The following is a 15,111-nucleotide window of genomic DNA, read 5'->3' on the forward strand; positions in this document are numbered from 1 at the left end:
AGTGAGGGGCGGCGACGCCTGGGCGGCTCAGCCCACGGTCACGGGGAGACGGCGAGAGGGCAGCACGTGCTGGTGCTGCCGCGGCAGACCTCGGTCGTCAGGCCGGTTGGGACGCCTGGGCGAAGTGCTCCGCGGCCGAGGCCATGTGCTCCTCGACGATCTGCACGGCGGCGTCCACGTCAGCTCGTTCGACGGCGTCGACGATCGTCGCGTGCCGGGAGCGCGCCATCATGGGCGCCTGCCACGCGGCGCCGTTCAGGATCGCCACCCGCATGCGGCCCTCGAGGCGGCGCCACGCCTCGACCAGCATGGAGTTGCCGGCCAGCCGGCAGAGCTCGAGGTGGAAGGCGAGATCGGCGTCGATCCGGGCACGGAAGTCCCCACCCTCGTCGGTGAGCTGCTCGAGCGCCGTGCGCAGCGCCTCGACGGCGGCCTCCCGCCGCGGGGAGGAGATGATCGTCCTGACCGCCAAGCCCTCGAGAGCTGCGCGGACCTGGAAGAGCTCGCGGACCTGGGTGGAGGTCAGGGTGTTGACGCGGAGCATGCCGCGGTTGCCGGCGGTCACGAGCCCTTCTTGCTCGAGGTGCCGCAGGGCTTCGCGCACCGTGCCGCGGCTGATACCGAGGGAACTGGCCAGATCGACCTCGCCCAGGTGGTCCCCCGGTCGGTACTGCCCGGAGATGATCGCCGAGCGGACCGCCTCCAGGGCCCGCTCCCGGAGCGTGCTGCGGTCCAGACTGGCCAGTGGCTCGATGCTCACGACACCTCCTCGTCGACGGCCAGCCTAGCGATGCGGTGTCGACACGGGTGTGGCGACTGTCGACACTTCCCCAGTCGTAGTGATCTGCCGGTGTGGGCGGCCTGCGTACCGCGACCGTGGCAGGCTTCACCGGCCAGGTTCGGCCAGGTCCGGCCTCGGGGCGGGACCGGGAGCGGATCGGGGGATGAACGTCCCCTCGCCCCCCGCCACACGCCTCCGACGTCGTCGCTCTCCTCGAACAGCACCACGTCATCGGCGCCGTCCTTCGACCCGGCCTCCGCGAGCCGGACGGCGGCGGCGAGGCCGCCGAAGCCGGTGCCGATGATCACGATCCTGGTCATCGCGCCTTGCTCATGCGGTCGGGCGCGTGAGCGCCTCGATGATCGTCAGCCAGTGCTGCAGGTGCCGGTCGCGGGGCGCATCGGGTTGCAGGGCGTAGGTGAGGGCCTGTCCCCGCATGGAGGTCAGCAGCACCTGGTACATCGCCTCGGCGGCCGGGTGCCGGGCCACCTCCTCGCCGAACACCTCGAACGCCAGCCGCCGCAGCTGCGCGCCCAGCCGGCGCTCGTGCGGCAGCAGGGCCGCCCGCAGTTCCGGGTCGGTCCGGGCCGCGGTCCACAGCTCCATGGCCGCGACGAACAGCGGGCCGTGGAACCGCTCCCAGATCAGCTCCACGCCGAGCCGGACACGGACGGCGGAGTCGCCCGGCAGGTCGACCGCGGCCTGCCGGACGCTGGCGCTGAACTCCTCGTAGAGGTGGTCGACGGCGGCCAGCACCAGCTCCGCCTTCGACGTGAAGTGGTGGGTCAGCGCGCCCCGGGACACTCCCGCCCGGCGCTGGACCTCCTGGGTGGTGGTGCGCGCGTAGCCGAGCTCGACCAGCGACTCGACGGTGGCCCGCACCAGCGCCGCGCGGGTCGCCGCCCGCCGCTCGGCCTGGGTGCGGCGCAGCGGCGGGCGGGGGTCGGCCATCGTGGCCACCTCGGCCCGTTCCCCGCTCAAGCGGTGACCGCGGCCCGGAGGCTGCCCGCCGGAACAGCCCGCTCCAGGAGGATCGCCGGGGGCCGGAACCGCTCGCCGTCCTTGCCGCGCGGCGTGCGCACGGCGTCGTAGACGAACGCCTCGGCGGTCATGCGGGTCCTCTCGGGATCATTCAGGTGGGAACCTTCGAGCTTCATCGCGATGGAGCACCGCGCTCTCGCGCGAGGACGCTCGGGGCCGGGCCGGGCCTAGACGCCGAGGGACCGGCCGACGATCTCCTTCATGATCTCGGTCGTCCCGCCGTAGATGGTCTGGATGCGGGAGTCCAGGAAGGCCTTCGCGACCGGGTACTCGAGCATGTAGCCGTAGCCCCCGTGCAGCTGGAGGCAGCGGTCGACGACGCCCTTCTGCAGCTCGGTCGTCCACCACTTGGCCATGGCGGCGTCCTCGACGGTGAACCGGCCGGCGTTGTGCTCGAGGATCGCCTTCTCCAGGTAGGTCTCGGCGATCGTCACCTCGGTGTGCATCTCCGCGAGCTCGAACCGCGTGTTCTGGAATGTCCCGATCGGCCGGCCGAACGCTGTGCGGTTCCTGCAGTAGTCGACGGTGAGGTCGAGGATCAGCCGACTCGCGGCGACGGCGACCGCGGCGATCGACAGCCGCTCCTGGGGCAGGTTCTCCATGAGGTGGAAGAAGCCGTGCCCCTCGGTGCCGAGCAGGTTGGCGGCGGGCACGCGGACGTCGTCGAAGAAGAGCTCCGCGGTGTCCTGCGCCTTGAGGCCGACCTTCTCGAGGTTGCGGCCACGCTCGAAGCCCGGCATACCGCGCTCGACCACCAGCAGCGAGAAGCCGCGCGCCCCGGCGTCCGGATCGGTGCGGGCCACGACGATGACCAGGTCGGCGTTGATGCCGTTGGTGATGAACGTCTTCGAGCCGTTCAGCACCCACTCGTCGCCGTCCCTGCGGGCCGTCGTCTGCAGGCCCTGCAGGTCGGAGCCGGCTCCCGGCTCGGTCATGGCGATCGCGGTGATGATCTCACCGCTGACCACGCCCGGGAGCCAGCGCCGCTTCTGCTCCTCGGTCGTGAGGTTGATCAGGTAGGGCGCGACGACGTCGTTCTGCAGCGTGAAGCCCAGGCCGCTCGCCCCGGCGCGGCTGATCTCGGCCGCGAGGATCGCGTTGTAGCGGAAATCCTTCACCCCGGCCCCGCCGTACTCCTCGGGCACGTCCATGCCGAGCAGGCCCTGCTCGCCCGCCTTCAGCCAGACCGACCGGTCGACGATCCCCGCGTCCTCCCACGTCGCGTGGTGCGGCACGATCTCCTTGGCCAGGAAGTCGCGCACCATCGCGCGGAACGCTTCGTGCTCTGCCTCGTAGAGCGCCGACTGCACAGGGACCCCCAGGGAGCTCGATTTCCGATCGGTGGAACGGACGTGGCGCACCACAACTTACAGACCATCCGTTCTGTATGTTCGCGGTCACCGTCACACCGCCGCGTCCCGACAGGAGGCGGCCGGTGGTGCGACCCGGTGCCAGTGGCACCGGACGTCCTTCCCCGAGGGTGGACGGATGCTTTTCGGCGCAGTAGGCGACTAGAGGGACCGATGTGACGGGTGCGGCGGACACGGAGCCGGCGGTGCTGGCGTGACGGGTCGGGGCCTCGGACTCTGGAGGCCATGACCAGCGTCTACGCGTACGGCACCGCACACGCCGTCGTGATGGTCGGCTCCTTCGGCGCGGAAGGCCTCACCCCCCGGCAGATCGGCCCCGCGCACGCGACGATCGGACGGGTCAACGGGCAGAGCCGCAAGGCGCTCTGCGGAGCCTACGTCTCGATCGACGAACAGCTGCCCTGGCCGCCCGAGGGCTACGAGGACCAACAGCTGTGCGCCAGCTGCGCGGAGCTGGCCGCGCTCTGATCGATGACGCGCCACTCCCCGCCGCGCTGGGATCAGATCAGCAGTGGTTGACCGATGAGGATTTCGGTGCCGTCGGGGCGGTAGGTGCACCATCGGCCGTCGGGCCCTCGCACGACGGAGAAGCCGTGGTGCACCTGGGTGTGGTGGCGTTCGCAGAGCAGGGCGGAGTTCTCGAGGCTGGTGGGGCCGTCGTCGCGGTGCCATTCAAGGACGTGGTGGACGTCGCACCAGGGGGCAGGGGCCTCGCAGCCGGCGAAGATGCAGTGCCGGTCCTGCACCTCGACCGAGCGGCGCAGGGAGGCGGGCACGATCCGCTGGTCGCGGCCGTGGTCGAGGATCCGACCGTCGGGGCCCATGATCACCCGACTGACGGTGCTGTCACAGGCCAGCCAGCGGGCCCGGGCCGCGGAGAGCATCGTGCCGAGACCGGTGGTCGCTGCGCCGGGGCCGGTAGCGGGGTCCATCAGGTCGTCGAGCTTGATCATCACGGCCACGTGCGGCTTGACCGTACGCAGGATCGGCGCCTGCCCCGCCGCGAGGGCGACGTCCACGCCCTGCACGAGCGCGTCACCGAACTGCTGGGCGCGCGTCCGGGTGTCCCCGGCCGGTCGGTCGGCCCGGACGTAGGACTCGAGCCACAGCTCCAACTTCTCCCCGCCGACCGCGTCGAGTTGGCCTCGAAAGCTGCGGCTCCCGTCGGCGTTCCGCGCGATCGACAGTGACCGACCCTCGGTCGGGTCCGGTTCGGTGCCGTCGGGGTCGAGCCGGGCCAGGTAGTGGTGCACGACCTGGCTCAGCTCCCGGTACGGGCGCGTCGCGGCGATCCGAGCCAGGGTCTGGTCCACCGCGGCCAGGTCGACGCCCTGCCCGACCGCCTCAGCCTGCGCCCGCACGCTGGCCACCGGCGCGATCACCGCCACCTGGTCGGCGGTGACCACGCCGGCGGCGAAGGCGGCCTCGACCGCCGGCAGCTGCTCCAGGGCTCGCCCGTTACGAACCAGCTGCGCCGCCGCCGAGGGGGAAAGACGGGGGTGGCCGCGCAGCCACGACTGCATCGTCTTCGCACCGTCGTGCTGCGACGCCTGGGCAAGCTCCCCCTCGCGGACCGACCGGGTCACCTGCGCGGCGATCAGGTGCTGCGCCCGCAGCAACCGGGCGGTCCGCTCGAGTACCTGCGGGCCGAACATCGACTTCATGTCGTCGGCGGCCAGGGCTTCCACCGCGGCCTCCAGTTGGGCCAGCGGATCACCAAAGTCGTTCGAACGCATGTACGAATGCTAGTCGCCCGAGACTTCACCGGCCACCCGAATCCCCAGGTCAGTGCGCTGTCCACACGCCCCTCAGGCCGGCCGTTGACCGACCCAGGATGCAGGCACGGTCGGACCGTCCGTCCGGTCGTCCCGCCGTGCTCAGCCGCCGGCGACCGACGGCAGGATCTGCACCACCGCCCCGTCCCGCACCGGTGTGGCGAGCCCCTGCTCGAAGCGGACGTCGTCGCCGTCGACGTAGACGTTCACGAAGCGGCGGATCGCGCCGGTCTCGTCCCGCAGCCGGCGGGCCAGGAGCGGATGCCCCTCCGCCAGCCGGTCCAGGACGTCGCCGACCGTCCCCTCCCCCACGTCGACGTCGACGTGCCGTGCACCGCTCACCAGACCGGCGAGCGCGCCCGGCACCAGCACCTCGACGCTCATGGCCGCGCCCTCACGGGAGCCGGGCCGCCCGGACGCACAGCACGTCGGGCAGGTGGCCGGCGACCAGTGCGAACGTGTCCCCCTCGTCGGCGCTGGCGTAGACGCAGCCGTCCCGCGTCCCGACGTAGATCCCCGTGGGGTCGCCCTCGTCGGCGCAGGCCGCGTCGCGCATGACGGCGGTCCACGACCCGTCGGGCAGCCCCTCACCCAGCTCCGTCCACGTCGCTCCGGCGTCGCGCGTGCGGTGCACCCGCAGCCGGCCGTCCGGCGGCACCCGCTGCATGTCGGCAACCAGGGGCACCACCCAGGCGGTGCCCGGTGTGCGCGGCGAGGAGACGATCGGGAAACCGAAGTCGGCCGGCAGGCCCTCGGCGATGGAGGACCACGTGCCCCCGGCGTCGTCGCTGCGGAAGACCCCGAAGTGGTTCTGCGCGTAGAGCCGGTCCGGATCGCCCGCGTCCACGGCGACCTTGTGCACGCACTGGCCGTACTCGGGCAGCGGTTCGGGCAGGAAGACGGCGGTGATGCCGCGGTTGCGCGGTTCCCACTCCGACCCGCCGTCCTCGCTGACGTAGACCCCGCCGGTGCTCATGGCCACCGTCACCCGGTCCGACGCCGGGTCGGGCAGCACGGTGTGCACCGCGCCTCCTCCGCCGCCCGGCTCCCAGGTCTTGCGATGCGGGTGCTCCCACAGGCCCCGGACCAGCTCGAAGGAGCAGCCGCCGTCGGTGCTGCGCCACAGCGAGTGCGGCTCGCAGCCGGCCCACACGACGTCGGGACGGTCCGCCGAGTCCGGCCGAAGCTGCCAGACCCGGGCCAGTGCGGCGTCCTCCCCCTCCGGGAACCTGATGGCCCCGTGGTCGGTCTCCTGCCAGGTGCCGCCCAGGTCGTCGGACCACATGACGGTCGGGCCCCAGTGCCCATACTGGATCCCGGCGAGCAACCGGGGAGCCCGGCGCCGGGTGTCTACGCAGACCGCCGCGACCTCCTGGCCGAGGAGGTGTGGCCCTTCCACAGCCCAGGTGCGGCGGTCATCGTCACTGCGGGCGAGCCACAGCCCCTTGCGCGTACCGATGGCCAGCAGGTCTGCCATGACGCCCCTCCGGTCGACGGATCGACGTGAGGGCGACCGTATGACCCGGGACCGACGGGAACGAGACCTCTCGGCGCGGGCCGGCACCCTCACGGAGGGTTGGACCGTCCGGGGCCCCGGAACTCAGCGGCGGGTGGCGCCACCTCCACCGGGCTGGTCCGGCCGGGGAGCCTGGCCGGGCTGCTCCGGGTACGTGGCCTGGCCTGGCTGCTCGGGGTACGCGGCCTGGCCGCCCTGACCGGGGTACGCGGCCTGCCCGCCCTGACCGGAATAGCCCCCCTGGTCGGCGCCCTGCCGGGAGCGACCGTCGTGGACGACGTCCGGCGCGAGCTTCTCGGCCTTCGCGCGCAACTGCTCCGCCTCCGATCGGACCTCACCGGCCCGCGCGGCACGCTCGCGCGCCTCCTGCTCGGCCAGCGCCGTCCGCTCCTCGGCCTCGGCTCGTTCGCGGCGCGCACGGGCGGCCTGCTCCTCGGCGAGCGCCTGCTCCTTCTCCGCCTGCGCGCCACGGACCTGCGCCTCGCGGAGGTGCTCCCGTGCCTGCTCCCGCTTGCGGACCTGCGCCACGCGGGAGCGCTTGGCCAGGGCGAGCGCCAGCAGGGCCAGCAGCACCACGACGGCGACGACGATCAGGACGATGACCCAGGTGTCCACGATGACCCCTCCTCGGAACCACCGATCTTGTTCCCTCGAGCCCGGGAACGGAAACGCCGGGAGATCGTCAGGCGGTCACTTCAGGGCGCTGCCGGCCTGCCACTGGTCCCACGGGATCGTCCAGTCGTAGACGGGCGAGCGGAGGGTGCCCGCGCTGGAGCCCCGGATCTCGACGACGTCGCCCGGCTGCGAGAACTCGAAGAACCAGCGGGCGTTCTCGGTCGACATGTTGATGCAGCCGTGCGAGACGTTGGTGTTGCCCTGCTGGGCCACCGACCAGGGGGCCGCGTGCACGAACTCGCCGCTGTCGGAGATCCGGACGGCGTACTCGACCGGCGTCCGGTACCCGTTCGGGCTGTCGACCGGGACGCCGTAGGTGCTCGAGTCCATGATCCGGTTGCGGTTCAGCTCGGTGACCACGTGCGCACCGTTGTAGCTCGGGTTGTCCGGGCTGCCGGCGCTGATCGGGAAGGTCTTCACCAACTGGTCGCCGTCGTACACCTGCATCTGGTACGTACTGGCGTCGGCGATCGACACGTGCCGTGCCCCGATGGAGAACGACACCGTGCGGTTCTTCTCCCCCCAGATACCGTCGCCGAAGTGCACGCCGTAGAGGTTGGCGTCCAGGCGCACCTCGGTGTGGGCCGGCCAGTAGGCGGACGGGCGGAAGTGCACCTCGGAGTCGCTCAGCCAGCTCCAGACGCCGTCGGTCGGCGTGGAACTGGTGACCTGGAGGTGGCTCTCGACGGCGGCCTTGTCGGCGACCGGGTCGTCGAAGAAGACCCGGATCGGCATCCCGACGCCGACGGTCTGCCCGTCCAGCGGGCCGACCGAGGGCGTGGACTGCCTGGCGGGGGTGACGGTGGTGAACGTCGAGGTCGCCGTGGCCTCCTCGCCGTCCTCGTTCGACGCCGACGCCGTCAGCGTGTACCGGGCCCCGTAGGCCAGCGGGGTCTCCGGGGTCCACACGGCGGTGTCCTCGCCGTCCCCGGCCGCCACAGCGCCCGGCACCGGGGCGCCGGCGCCGTCGACCAGCGTGACGTCGCCGAGCTCGCCGTCGGTCACCGAGATCTCGAGCGGGACGACGGGTGACACGTCCGCGGACCCGTCGGCGACCGCCAGGGACACCTGCGCGGGCGGTGCCTCGGCGGCGGTCTCCGTCGCCCGGCCACCCCCGCCGCCGTCGTCGTTCCCGCTGCACCCGGCCAGGAAGATCATCGCTCCCGCGGTGATCATGGCGGCTGTCCGTCGCACCGTGCCCCCGTCCTCTCCTGGAACATCGGCCCGGTGGCACCGGGACCGTGGACCGGACACCAGTGTCCACGGCCAGGCAACCGAGTAACGCGAGGCAAGCGTCACGCCGGGGGCCCGAACCGCCACCGGACGGCGCTGGTATCGTTCTCCCTCGTTGCCCAGCAGTCGGGCGGCACGCGCCATTAGCTCAATTGGCAGAGCAGCTGACTCTTAATCAGCGGGTTCGGGGTTCGAGTCCCTGATGGCGCACCACACCGAGCGGCCGCGTCCACCAGGACGCGGCCGCTCTGTCGTTCGTGCGTCCGCGCAGGCGGCTGCAGGTGAAGACGTCCCCTGGCGCGCCCCCGCGTGGTCGGTGACCAGCCCGCCCTCGTCCGTACCGCCTGGACCGAGGTGACACGAGGGATGATCACGCCACCGGTCGCGGTCGCGTGGGTCGCTAGTCGGTCCGCTTGATCAGCCGCAGGTGCGGGCGCGTGGTGATGTCCTCCCGCTCGTCGCGCACCGGCGGGAGGCCGGCCGCCCGGCGCACCCGGTTCTCGGGAACTTCCAGGGCCCGCGCCAGGAACTCGGCCAGCCCCTCGGTGATGAAACTGGTCCCGCCCGTGCGCGCCATCAGCTTGAGGGTCTCCGGGGGCACGACCCAGCGGGACAGGCGTGCGGCGTCGTCCGTGGTGCGGGCGAGTTCCCAGAGGCGGCGCCGCACGAGGTCCTGCAGGTCCTTGCCGGGCATCCCCGCAGGTTAGGCCCGCCCGGCCGGCGTCGCATCCGGGGAGCTCTCCGTGCGCGCGTCCTCGTCGGGTCCGGGGGTCCGGCTCAGGCGGCGCCAGATCCAGCTCGACGGCACCCGCCGGCCGGAGACCACGTACTCGAGGACGCCGTCGACCACGAGGGTCGTCTCGAGCGCGCGACGCGCCGCCGGCCACCCGGCCAGCAGCAGCTCGTCGCCGGGCCGGAGGACGAAGTCGTCGTCCGGCGCGAGCGTGACGTCCCCGCCGCGCATCACCAGCAGCGTCACGACGTGCAGCGGCTCGTCCCGGTCCTCCGGATTGCGCAGCAGCGTGCCCAGGCGGGCCGTTCCCGAGGCGAGCCAGCTCCCGACCGCGGGCGCCTCCTGCGTCGTCAGCCGCACCTTCCACAGCGCCTGCAGCCGGGTGCCGCAGACCGCGGTGAGGCGGTCGACCAGCGTCTCGGCCCACGCGTTCCCCCGCGCGGGCATTTCTCGCAGGAAACGCCACAGCAGCGGGGTGGACAGCTGCGCGTACACCTCGTGCGCGATCACCTCCGTGGGCACGAGCAGGGCGTCGATCTCCATCGCGGCGAACAGCGGGGCGCTGGCCGGCCGGTTCTGCCGCGCGGCGAGGAACAGCGAGGGATTGCTGCGGCGGGCCGCGGCCACCAGCGACAGGTTCGTCGTGTCGTTGTCCGTCCCGGCGACCAGGCCCACCGCCCGGTCCAGGTCCGCCTGAGCGAGCACCCACGGGTCGGAACCGTCACCCACCAGCAGGTCGGCGTCCTCCACGTCGACGGGATTCGCCTCGATCACGGTGACCTCCAGCCCCTCGGCCCGCAGGTCGATGGTCAGCTCACGGCCGAGCCGGCCGTAGCCGCAGACGATCCAGCGCCCGCTGCGCGGCGGCGCCCCCCGCTCCGGCAGCTGCGCGCCCGGGCCGCTCTCCAGCCACGTCAGCAGCTGGTACGACGCCGGTGAGCGCAGGGCCAACCGCAGGTGGTCGCCGAAGCGGTCGAACGGGTTGACGGTGCTCGGGTTGCCGAACGCCCCCATCCGCTCGGCGATCGTCCGCGAGGTCACCCGCGCGATGACCGGGAGGTCTGGCCGCAGGAGCGCCGCGGCCATGACGACGGCCAGGTTGGCCTCCTCGTCGTCGGTGAGCGCCACGACGGCCTCGCAGCAGGAGTGGCCGAGGCCGGCCACCGCCAGGTGCCCGGGGTCGCGGGCGTCGGCGGTCAGACCAGGGACGTCGGCGTGGTAGGAGGTCAGCTCGAGCTTGTCGATGCGCTCGTCCGAGCGGTCCAGGACGACGAACCGCCGGCCGAGCGCGTCGATGGAGTGCCCGAGCAGCTCCCCCGTGCGGCCGTAGCCGGCGATGAGCAGGAACGGCTCGCGCAGCCGGGAGACCTTGCGGCTGAAGTGCTGCAGCGCCAGCGCGTTGCGGAAGGCGCGGTCCTGCATCAGGGCCAGCAGCGACCCGATGGCATAGGCCCAGCCGACGACGGTCAGGTAGATCGAGATCGTCACCCACATCCGCTGGTTGTAGGTGAACGGGTACGGGATCTCGCCGAAGCCGATCGTCGTGGCGGTGTAGCTCATGATGTAGAAGGCGTCGAAGAAGCCCATCCGCCAGGGGTTGCCATCGTCGTCGACGCCCGGGATCAGGGTCAGGCCGAGCACGCTCACCGAGAAGATGACGATCAGCACGATGAGCGGGGCACGCATGCGCCGCAGGATGAGGAAGATGGTCGCCGAGGCCTGCGCGGCCGAGGTGGCGGCCACCCGGAACGTGGCCCGGCGGATCCGGCGCTCCTCCTCCTCCCGCCCGAAGATGTTCTTCCAGAAGGCCAGCAGCGGGTTGCCCATGGCGCCCTTCGGTCAGCCGCGGTGGAAGGAGACCGTCTCCACGACCAGCAGGACGACGGAGACGATGTTGGCGAGCAGCGCGCCGCCCGACATGGATACGACGCTCGCCGTCCATCCTTCCGTCATGCCGGCGGTCGAGACGTAGGTGGCGTAGCCGAACATGAGGGCGGCACCGATCAGCTGCAGGTCGGCGACCAGGCTGGTGGCCAGGTGCACCGCGCCGATCTGCGTGCGGTCGCCGAACTTGAGCACGGTGGCGATGAGGTTGACGACCACGGCGGCGAAGAGCTCGTAGGGGTTGTGGTGCTCGGGCTCGTCGATGTCGCCGATGAAGAACCCGAAGTTGAGCGTGGCGGCGAGCACGACGAAGAAGCCGAAGACCACCTTCTCCAGGTTCATCCGGCCTCCCGTCTCGGCGCCTGCCCTGATCTTGACCCGGAAAGCCGGGAGCGGCCAGCCGGTCGGCACGTCGGGCCGGCCGCGGGTCCGTAGGGTCTGCCGGTGACCTGGAAGCGCGCCGTGTTCGCGCTGTTCGCCGTGGCGGCGGGCACCAACGTCCCCGTTCCGCTGCTGCTGGTCTACCAGGAACGGCTGGGCCTCTCGGCCGAGGTGCTGACCGCCCTCTTCGGCTCCTACGCGGCCGGTCTGGTCCCCGCCCTCCTGCTCGCCGGGCCGCTGTCGGACCGGCTGGGCCGTCGCCGGGTCGCGATCCCCGGCATCGTGCTCTCCGGACTGGCGTCGCTCGGCTTCGCGGCGGCCGGTGACTCGCTCTCCCTGCTCTTCACCGCCCGGTTCCTGCAAGGCGTGGTCAGCGGGGTCGTCTTCAGCGTCGGCAGCGCGTGGGTCGGCGAGCTCTCGCGCGCCTCCGCGGCAGGGTCCGGCGGACGGCGGGCGGCCTTCGCCATGACGGCCGGTTTCTCGCTCGGCCCGTTGACCAGCGGCCTGCTCGGCCAGTACGGCCCCGCTCCCACCGTGCTCCCCTACCTGCTGCACACCGTGCTCGTCGCCGTCGGGCTGGGCTTCGCCACCCGGCTCCCCGAGACCGTCTCCCGGCAGCGCGCGGCCCCGGACGGTGGCGGGGTGCCGCGGTCGTCGCCGCTCATCCGGCCCGGTGACGGCCTGCTGGTGCTCACCGTGTTCGCGCCGGTGGCCGTGTGCGTCTACGCCTTCCCCTCTTCCGTCATCTCCGCGGTGCCGCTGCTGGTGGACCTGCCCTACGGCGGGGTCGCGGTCACCGGCCTCCTGGCCGGGGTGACGCTCGGGGCGGGGACGGTCGTCGCCGGCCTGCAGCGCCGGCTCGGCGCGTGGACCGCCGTGGCCGGCGCCGCTCTCGGGACGGCCGGCTACGCGTCCGCCGCGGCCTTCGCCACCACCGGCGCGCTGCCCTGGCTGGTCGTGGCCGCCCCCCTCCTGGGATCGGGGGGTGGGCTGTGCCTCGCGGCCGGCCTCACGCTCACCGCCCGGCTGGCCGCGCCCTCCCGGCTCGGCGCGCTGACCTCGCTGTTCCTCGCCTGCGCCTACCTCGGTTTCGCGACGCCGTTCGCCATGGCCGTGGCCGCGCGGGCCACGTCCGCCCCGGTCCCGCTGACCGTGGCCGCCGCCGCCACCGCACTGCTCGCCCTCCGCCTGCTGCCGGTCGCCCGCGCCCGCCGGCTCTAGGAGCCGCCGACCGCGGGAGCGCCCTCTCCGGAGGGCTTCTCCGGGCGGCCGGCCGGATTTTCCTGTGTCACCGCGTCACCCATCCGGACGTCGCTCGTTCCCCTGGTCAACCTGGCCACGTCCGGCGAAAGGCCCACGATGACCCCGACCCCCCGCCCCAGACGACGCATCGCCCGCTCGCTCGGGCTCGCGCTGCCCCTCGCCGTCGCCGTCGCCCTCGCCCAGCCGGCGTACGCCGCGCCCCGCGAGGCCAACCCCGGGAAGGGGCACGGGCGCCCGCCCGCCGTCCAGCCGGAGCAGCCGCGCGCCGCCTTCGACTACACCCAGGTCCAGGGGCTCACCACCGATCGGTACGGCACCGTCAAGGAGACGCTCGAACTACCGATGCACGACGGCACCCGCGTGCACATCGAGGTCACCCGGCCCGCCGACGCTGCCGGGCAGCCCGTGGCCGGGCAGTGGCCCGTCATCCTCGAGGCCAGCCCGTACCACGGCACGCTCGCGGACCGCGAGGGCCGGCGCATCCTGCCCGACCCGGTGGGCGAGGACGGCGTCCCCCTCGGCCTGACCGGCTACTTCGCGCCCAAGGGCTACGCGGTCGTGATGATGGACCTGCGCGGCACCGGCCTCAGCGACGGCTGCCTCGACCACCTCGGCGCGAACGACGCGAAGGACCTGGAGGCGGTCGTCGAGTGGGCGGCGTCCCAGCCCTGGTCCAACGGCCGGGTGGGGATGACCGGGCACTCCTACGTCGGGTCGACGCCGTCCCTGGCCGCGGCGATGGACCCCGAGGGCCTGGAGACGATCGTCCCGAGCGCCGGCATGGCGACGATGTACGACCACCAGTTCCAGGCGGGGGTGCCGTACTTCCTGCAGTGGGCCGGCCCCATGGAGGCGTACGAGCAGATCGCCCTGGAGCGGGACCTGCCCGGCGGCGAGCACGCCGGGCAGAAGCCCGAGGAGACCGGCTGCGGCCTGCCCAACAGCTCCCTGACCGCCGGCGAGGCCCAGCTCTCGGGCCAGTACACCGCCTGGCACGGGGAGCGCGACTGGCGCGCCGGCGCCACGGCGGCCGACATCCCGGTGTTCATGGTCCACGGGGTGAACGACAACGCCGCACGCGTCGCGGGCATGGACTGGTTCACCCAGCGCGCCGGCCGGGACGGCGACAAGATCTGGCTCGGCCAGTGGGACCACGGCTCCGGCTGCTGCCCCACCCGCCGTGGCATCCAGTGGACCTACGCGCTGCACGCCTGGTTCGACAAGCACCTCGCCCAGCGCGACGTCGAGACCGGCCCGGCCGCGGAGCTCTTCCTCTCCGACGGCACGTTCGAGGGCGGACGCACCGGCGACCGCACGCAGATCATGAACGACACCCAGTGGCCGCCGTCCACCGCGTCGATGCTGACCCTGCACCCGGCCGACGACGGCACCCTGGGCCCCACGGCGCCGGCCCTCCCGGGCTCGGTCAACTTCACCGGTGACCCGAGCGGGTTCGCCGACCCGCAGGGCACCGGCGGCGTCGACTTCGTGTCCGAGCCCATGGCGGAGGACACCGTCCTCGCCGGCAAGCCGCTGATGGACCTGGTCGCCTCGGTCACCTCGCCGCGCGTGCACCTGATCGGGACCCTCTACGACGAGAGCCCCGATGGCGAGCGCCGCCGGATCAGCCAGTTCGCCATCAACCCCGAGCTGCGGGTGGGCGTGGCCACGCCGAAGCCGGTCGTGCCCGGGACGCTCTACGAGATGCGGCCCCCGGGGTTCGCGATGGCGCACAACCTGCGGGAGGGGCACCGCCTGACCCTGCGGTTCACCACGTCCGACCCCGACAAGGTGCCGACGTTCGCGGTCGACCCGCGGGTGACGATCGCGACCGGCCCCGGCGGCACCTCGCTGCAGGTTCCGGTGGTGGCGCAGCCGGTCCTCGTCGACGACACCGTCCCGTTCAGCGAGGACCAGCCGGCGCAGGCCGGTCCCGCGCAGCCGGAGGAGCAGGCGTCGGTGACCCCGGCCCTGGGCGGCCCGGCGCGGACGCCGGCCACGGTGGCCGTCCACGAGTTCGACGTCCGCGAGAACTTCGACAACGCGGCCCTGCTGATCAGCGCGGTGCCCAGCCTCGACGCCGACATCGACCTCTACCTGCAGCGGCAGAACTCCGACGGCACCTGGAGCGCCGACCTCGCCTCCGGCGGCAGCAGCAGCCTGACCGAGGAGTCGCTCCGGTACGCCACCCCGGCTCCGGGCCGCTACCGCATCGAGGCGCACAACTGGGCCGGCGCGCCGGGCACGCGGGTCGACCTGACGCTGACCTTCCTCAACTCGGTGGGTGAGACCGGGTGAATGGGAGCGGCGGAGTGGTGACCCGCCGCTGAACGCCGAGGGCCTCCTCCCCCATCCGGGGAGGGGGCCCTCGGCACGTCCGGCGACCGCACCGTCATCGGCCTCGGCGGTGCTCGCCACTCCGGCAGGGGCGCGCGAGGGAAGCCTCAGCGGAGCCCGCT

16 protein-coding genes and 1 tRNA gene are annotated in these 15,111 nt (G+C 72.8%); 4 read left to right on the plus strand and 13 right to left on the minus strand.

Annotation, left to right across the window (positions count from 1 at the left end):
- Positions 1-97 precede the first annotated feature (97 nt).
- The 5 genes from ACFSHS_RS17145 to ACFSHS_RS17165 all read right to left on the minus strand — a co-directional run bounded on the left by ACFSHS_RS17145 (position 98) and on the right by ACFSHS_RS17165 (position 3,186).
- A complete protein-coding gene (locus ACFSHS_RS17145) occupies positions 98-760 on the minus strand; it encodes a GntR family transcriptional regulator (RefSeq protein ID WP_376878673.1) in 663 nt (220 codons plus the stop codon).
- Positions 757-1,101, minus strand: a complete 345-nt coding sequence (locus ACFSHS_RS17150) for an NAD(P)-binding protein (RefSeq protein ID WP_376878675.1) — start codon at positions 1,099-1,101, stop codon at positions 757-759. The genes ACFSHS_RS17145 and ACFSHS_RS17150 overlap by 4 nt, the downstream gene beginning before the upstream one ends.
- A gap of 10 nt (positions 1,102-1,111) precedes the next feature.
- Entirely contained in the window at positions 1,112-1,732 is a 621-nt protein-coding gene (locus tag ACFSHS_RS17155) for a TetR/AcrR family transcriptional regulator (protein ID WP_376878677.1), read from the minus strand.
- A gap of 26 nt (positions 1,733-1,758) precedes the next feature.
- Positions 1,759-1,893: a hypothetical protein gene (locus ACFSHS_RS17160; protein WP_376878679.1), complete on the minus strand. Its 135-nt coding sequence runs from the start codon at positions 1,891-1,893 to the stop codon at positions 1,759-1,761.
- Positions 1,894-1,989: 96 nt separating this feature from the next.
- Positions 1,990-3,186, minus strand: coding sequence for an acyl-CoA dehydrogenase family protein (locus tag ACFSHS_RS17165; RefSeq protein WP_376878681.1), 1,197 nt, complete (start codon positions 3,184-3,186; stop codon positions 1,990-1,992).
- Between the two features lie 231 nt (positions 3,187-3,417).
- On the opposite strand from ACFSHS_RS17165, the gene ACFSHS_RS17170 reads away from it, so the two are divergent.
- Complete coding sequence (locus ACFSHS_RS17170) at positions 3,418-3,660, plus strand: hypothetical protein (protein WP_376878683.1); 243 nt, start codon at positions 3,418-3,420, stop codon at positions 3,658-3,660.
- Positions 3,661-3,692: 32 nt separating this feature from the next.
- Here ACFSHS_RS17170 and ACFSHS_RS17175 read toward each other — a convergent pair whose 3' ends face one another.
- The 5 genes from ACFSHS_RS17175 to ACFSHS_RS17195 all read right to left on the minus strand — a co-directional run bounded on the left by ACFSHS_RS17175 (position 3,693) and on the right by ACFSHS_RS17195 (position 8,334).
- Positions 3,693-4,928 carry an HNH endonuclease signature motif containing protein gene (locus ACFSHS_RS17175; protein ID WP_376878685.1) on the minus strand — a complete coding sequence of 412 codons (1,236 nt, stop codon included), beginning with the start codon at positions 4,926-4,928 and terminating at the stop codon, positions 3,693-3,695.
- A gap of 141 nt (positions 4,929-5,069) precedes the next feature.
- Positions 5,070-5,351: a ubiquitin-like small modifier protein 1 gene (locus tag ACFSHS_RS17180; protein WP_376878687.1), complete on the minus strand. Its 282-nt coding sequence runs from the start codon at positions 5,349-5,351 to the stop codon at positions 5,070-5,072.
- A 10-nt stretch (positions 5,352-5,361) separates the two neighbouring features.
- Entirely contained in the window at positions 5,362-6,444 is a 1,083-nt protein-coding gene (locus ACFSHS_RS17185; RefSeq protein ID WP_376878689.1) for a WD40/YVTN/BNR-like repeat-containing protein, read from the minus strand.
- A 123-nt stretch (positions 6,445-6,567) separates the two neighbouring features.
- Entirely contained in the window at positions 6,568-7,098 is a 531-nt protein-coding gene (locus tag ACFSHS_RS17190; RefSeq protein WP_376878691.1) for a hypothetical protein, read from the minus strand.
- A gap of 75 nt (positions 7,099-7,173) precedes the next feature.
- Positions 7,174-8,334, minus strand: coding sequence for a L,D-transpeptidase (locus ACFSHS_RS17195; RefSeq protein ID WP_376878693.1), 1,161 nt, complete (start codon positions 8,332-8,334; stop codon positions 7,174-7,176).
- Between the two features lie 194 nt (positions 8,335-8,528).
- Between ACFSHS_RS17195 and ACFSHS_RS17200 the strand changes: the two genes are divergently transcribed.
- Positions 8,529-8,604, plus strand: a tRNA-Lys gene (locus ACFSHS_RS17200).
- A gap of 187 nt (positions 8,605-8,791) precedes the next feature.
- On the opposite strand, the gene ACFSHS_RS17205 is transcribed toward ACFSHS_RS17200, so the two are convergent.
- From ACFSHS_RS17205 to ACFSHS_RS17215, 3 genes are read right to left on the minus strand one after another with little or no spacing between them, the layout of a single operon-like run.
- Positions 8,792-9,085: a hypothetical protein gene (locus ACFSHS_RS17205; protein WP_376878695.1), complete on the minus strand. Its 294-nt coding sequence runs from the start codon at positions 9,083-9,085 to the stop codon at positions 8,792-8,794.
- Positions 9,086-9,094: 9 nt separating this feature from the next.
- Positions 9,095-10,951: a potassium channel family protein gene (locus ACFSHS_RS17210; RefSeq protein ID WP_376878697.1), complete on the minus strand. Its 1,857-nt coding sequence runs from the start codon at positions 10,949-10,951 to the stop codon at positions 9,095-9,097.
- A gap of 12 nt (positions 10,952-10,963) precedes the next feature.
- Positions 10,964-11,350: a DUF6394 family protein gene (locus ACFSHS_RS17215; protein ID WP_376878699.1), complete on the minus strand. Its 387-nt coding sequence runs from the start codon at positions 11,348-11,350 to the stop codon at positions 10,964-10,966.
- Between the two features lie 102 nt (positions 11,351-11,452).
- On the opposite strand from ACFSHS_RS17215, the gene ACFSHS_RS17220 reads away from it, so the two are divergent.
- Positions 11,453-12,610 carry an MFS transporter gene (locus tag ACFSHS_RS17220; protein WP_376878701.1) on the plus strand — a complete coding sequence of 386 codons (1,158 nt, stop codon included), beginning with the start codon at positions 11,453-11,455 and terminating at the stop codon, positions 12,608-12,610.
- Positions 12,611-12,748: 138 nt separating this feature from the next.
- The gene (locus ACFSHS_RS17225; RefSeq protein ID WP_376878703.1) at positions 12,749-14,950 is read left to right on the plus strand and encodes a CocE/NonD family hydrolase; all 2,202 of its coding nucleotides are present in this window, start codon (positions 12,749-12,751) and stop codon (positions 14,948-14,950) included.
- Positions 14,951-15,111: the final 161 nt, after the last annotated feature.

It is taken from the genome of Blastococcus deserti (assembly GCF_042682525.1).
GTDB classification, from domain to species: domain Bacteria; phylum Actinomycetota; class Actinomycetes; order Mycobacteriales; family Geodermatophilaceae; genus Blastococcus_B; species Blastococcus_B deserti.

What these genes read in the sequence shown, in the direction of transcription:
- ACFSHS_RS17150 (WP_376878675.1), bottom strand. Translation starts at nt 1,101, where the DNA reads ATGACCAGGATCGTGATCATCGGCACCGGCTTCGGCGGCCTCGCCGCC.
- ACFSHS_RS17155 (WP_376878677.1), bottom strand. Translation starts at nt 1,732, where the DNA reads ATGGCCGACCCCCGCCCGCCGCTGCGCCGCACCCAGGCCGAGCGGCGG.
- ACFSHS_RS17160 (WP_376878679.1), bottom strand. Translation starts at nt 1,893, where the DNA reads ATGACCGCCGAGGCGTTCGTCTACGACGCCGTGCGCACGCCGCGCGGC.
- ACFSHS_RS17170 (WP_376878683.1), top strand. Translation starts at nt 3,418, where the DNA reads ATGACCAGCGTCTACGCGTACGGCACCGCACACGCCGTCGTGATGGTC.
- ACFSHS_RS17175 (WP_376878685.1), bottom strand. Translation starts at nt 4,928, where the DNA reads ATGCGTTCGAACGACTTTGGTGATCCGCTGGCCCAACTGGAGGCCGCG.
- ACFSHS_RS17180 (WP_376878687.1), bottom strand. Translation starts at nt 5,351, where the DNA reads ATGAGCGTCGAGGTGCTGGTGCCGGGCGCGCTCGCCGGTCTGGTGAGC.
- ACFSHS_RS17185 (WP_376878689.1), bottom strand. Translation starts at nt 6,444, where the DNA reads ATGGCAGACCTGCTGGCCATCGGTACGCGCAAGGGGCTGTGGCTCGCC.
- ACFSHS_RS17195 (WP_376878693.1), bottom strand. Translation starts at nt 8,334, where the DNA reads ATGATCACCGCGGGAGCGATGATCTTCCTGGCCGGGTGCAGCGGGAAC.
- ACFSHS_RS17205 (WP_376878695.1), bottom strand. Translation starts at nt 9,085, where the DNA reads ATGCCCGGCAAGGACCTGCAGGACCTCGTGCGGCGCCGCCTCTGGGAA.
- ACFSHS_RS17210 (WP_376878697.1), bottom strand. Translation starts at nt 10,951, where the DNA reads ATGGGCAACCCGCTGCTGGCCTTCTGGAAGAACATCTTCGGGCGGGAG.
- ACFSHS_RS17215 (WP_376878699.1), bottom strand. Translation starts at nt 11,350, where the DNA reads ATGAACCTGGAGAAGGTGGTCTTCGGCTTCTTCGTCGTGCTCGCCGCC.
- ACFSHS_RS17225 (WP_376878703.1), top strand. Translation starts at nt 12,749, where the DNA reads ATGACCCCGACCCCCCGCCCCAGACGACGCATCGCCCGCTCGCTCGGG.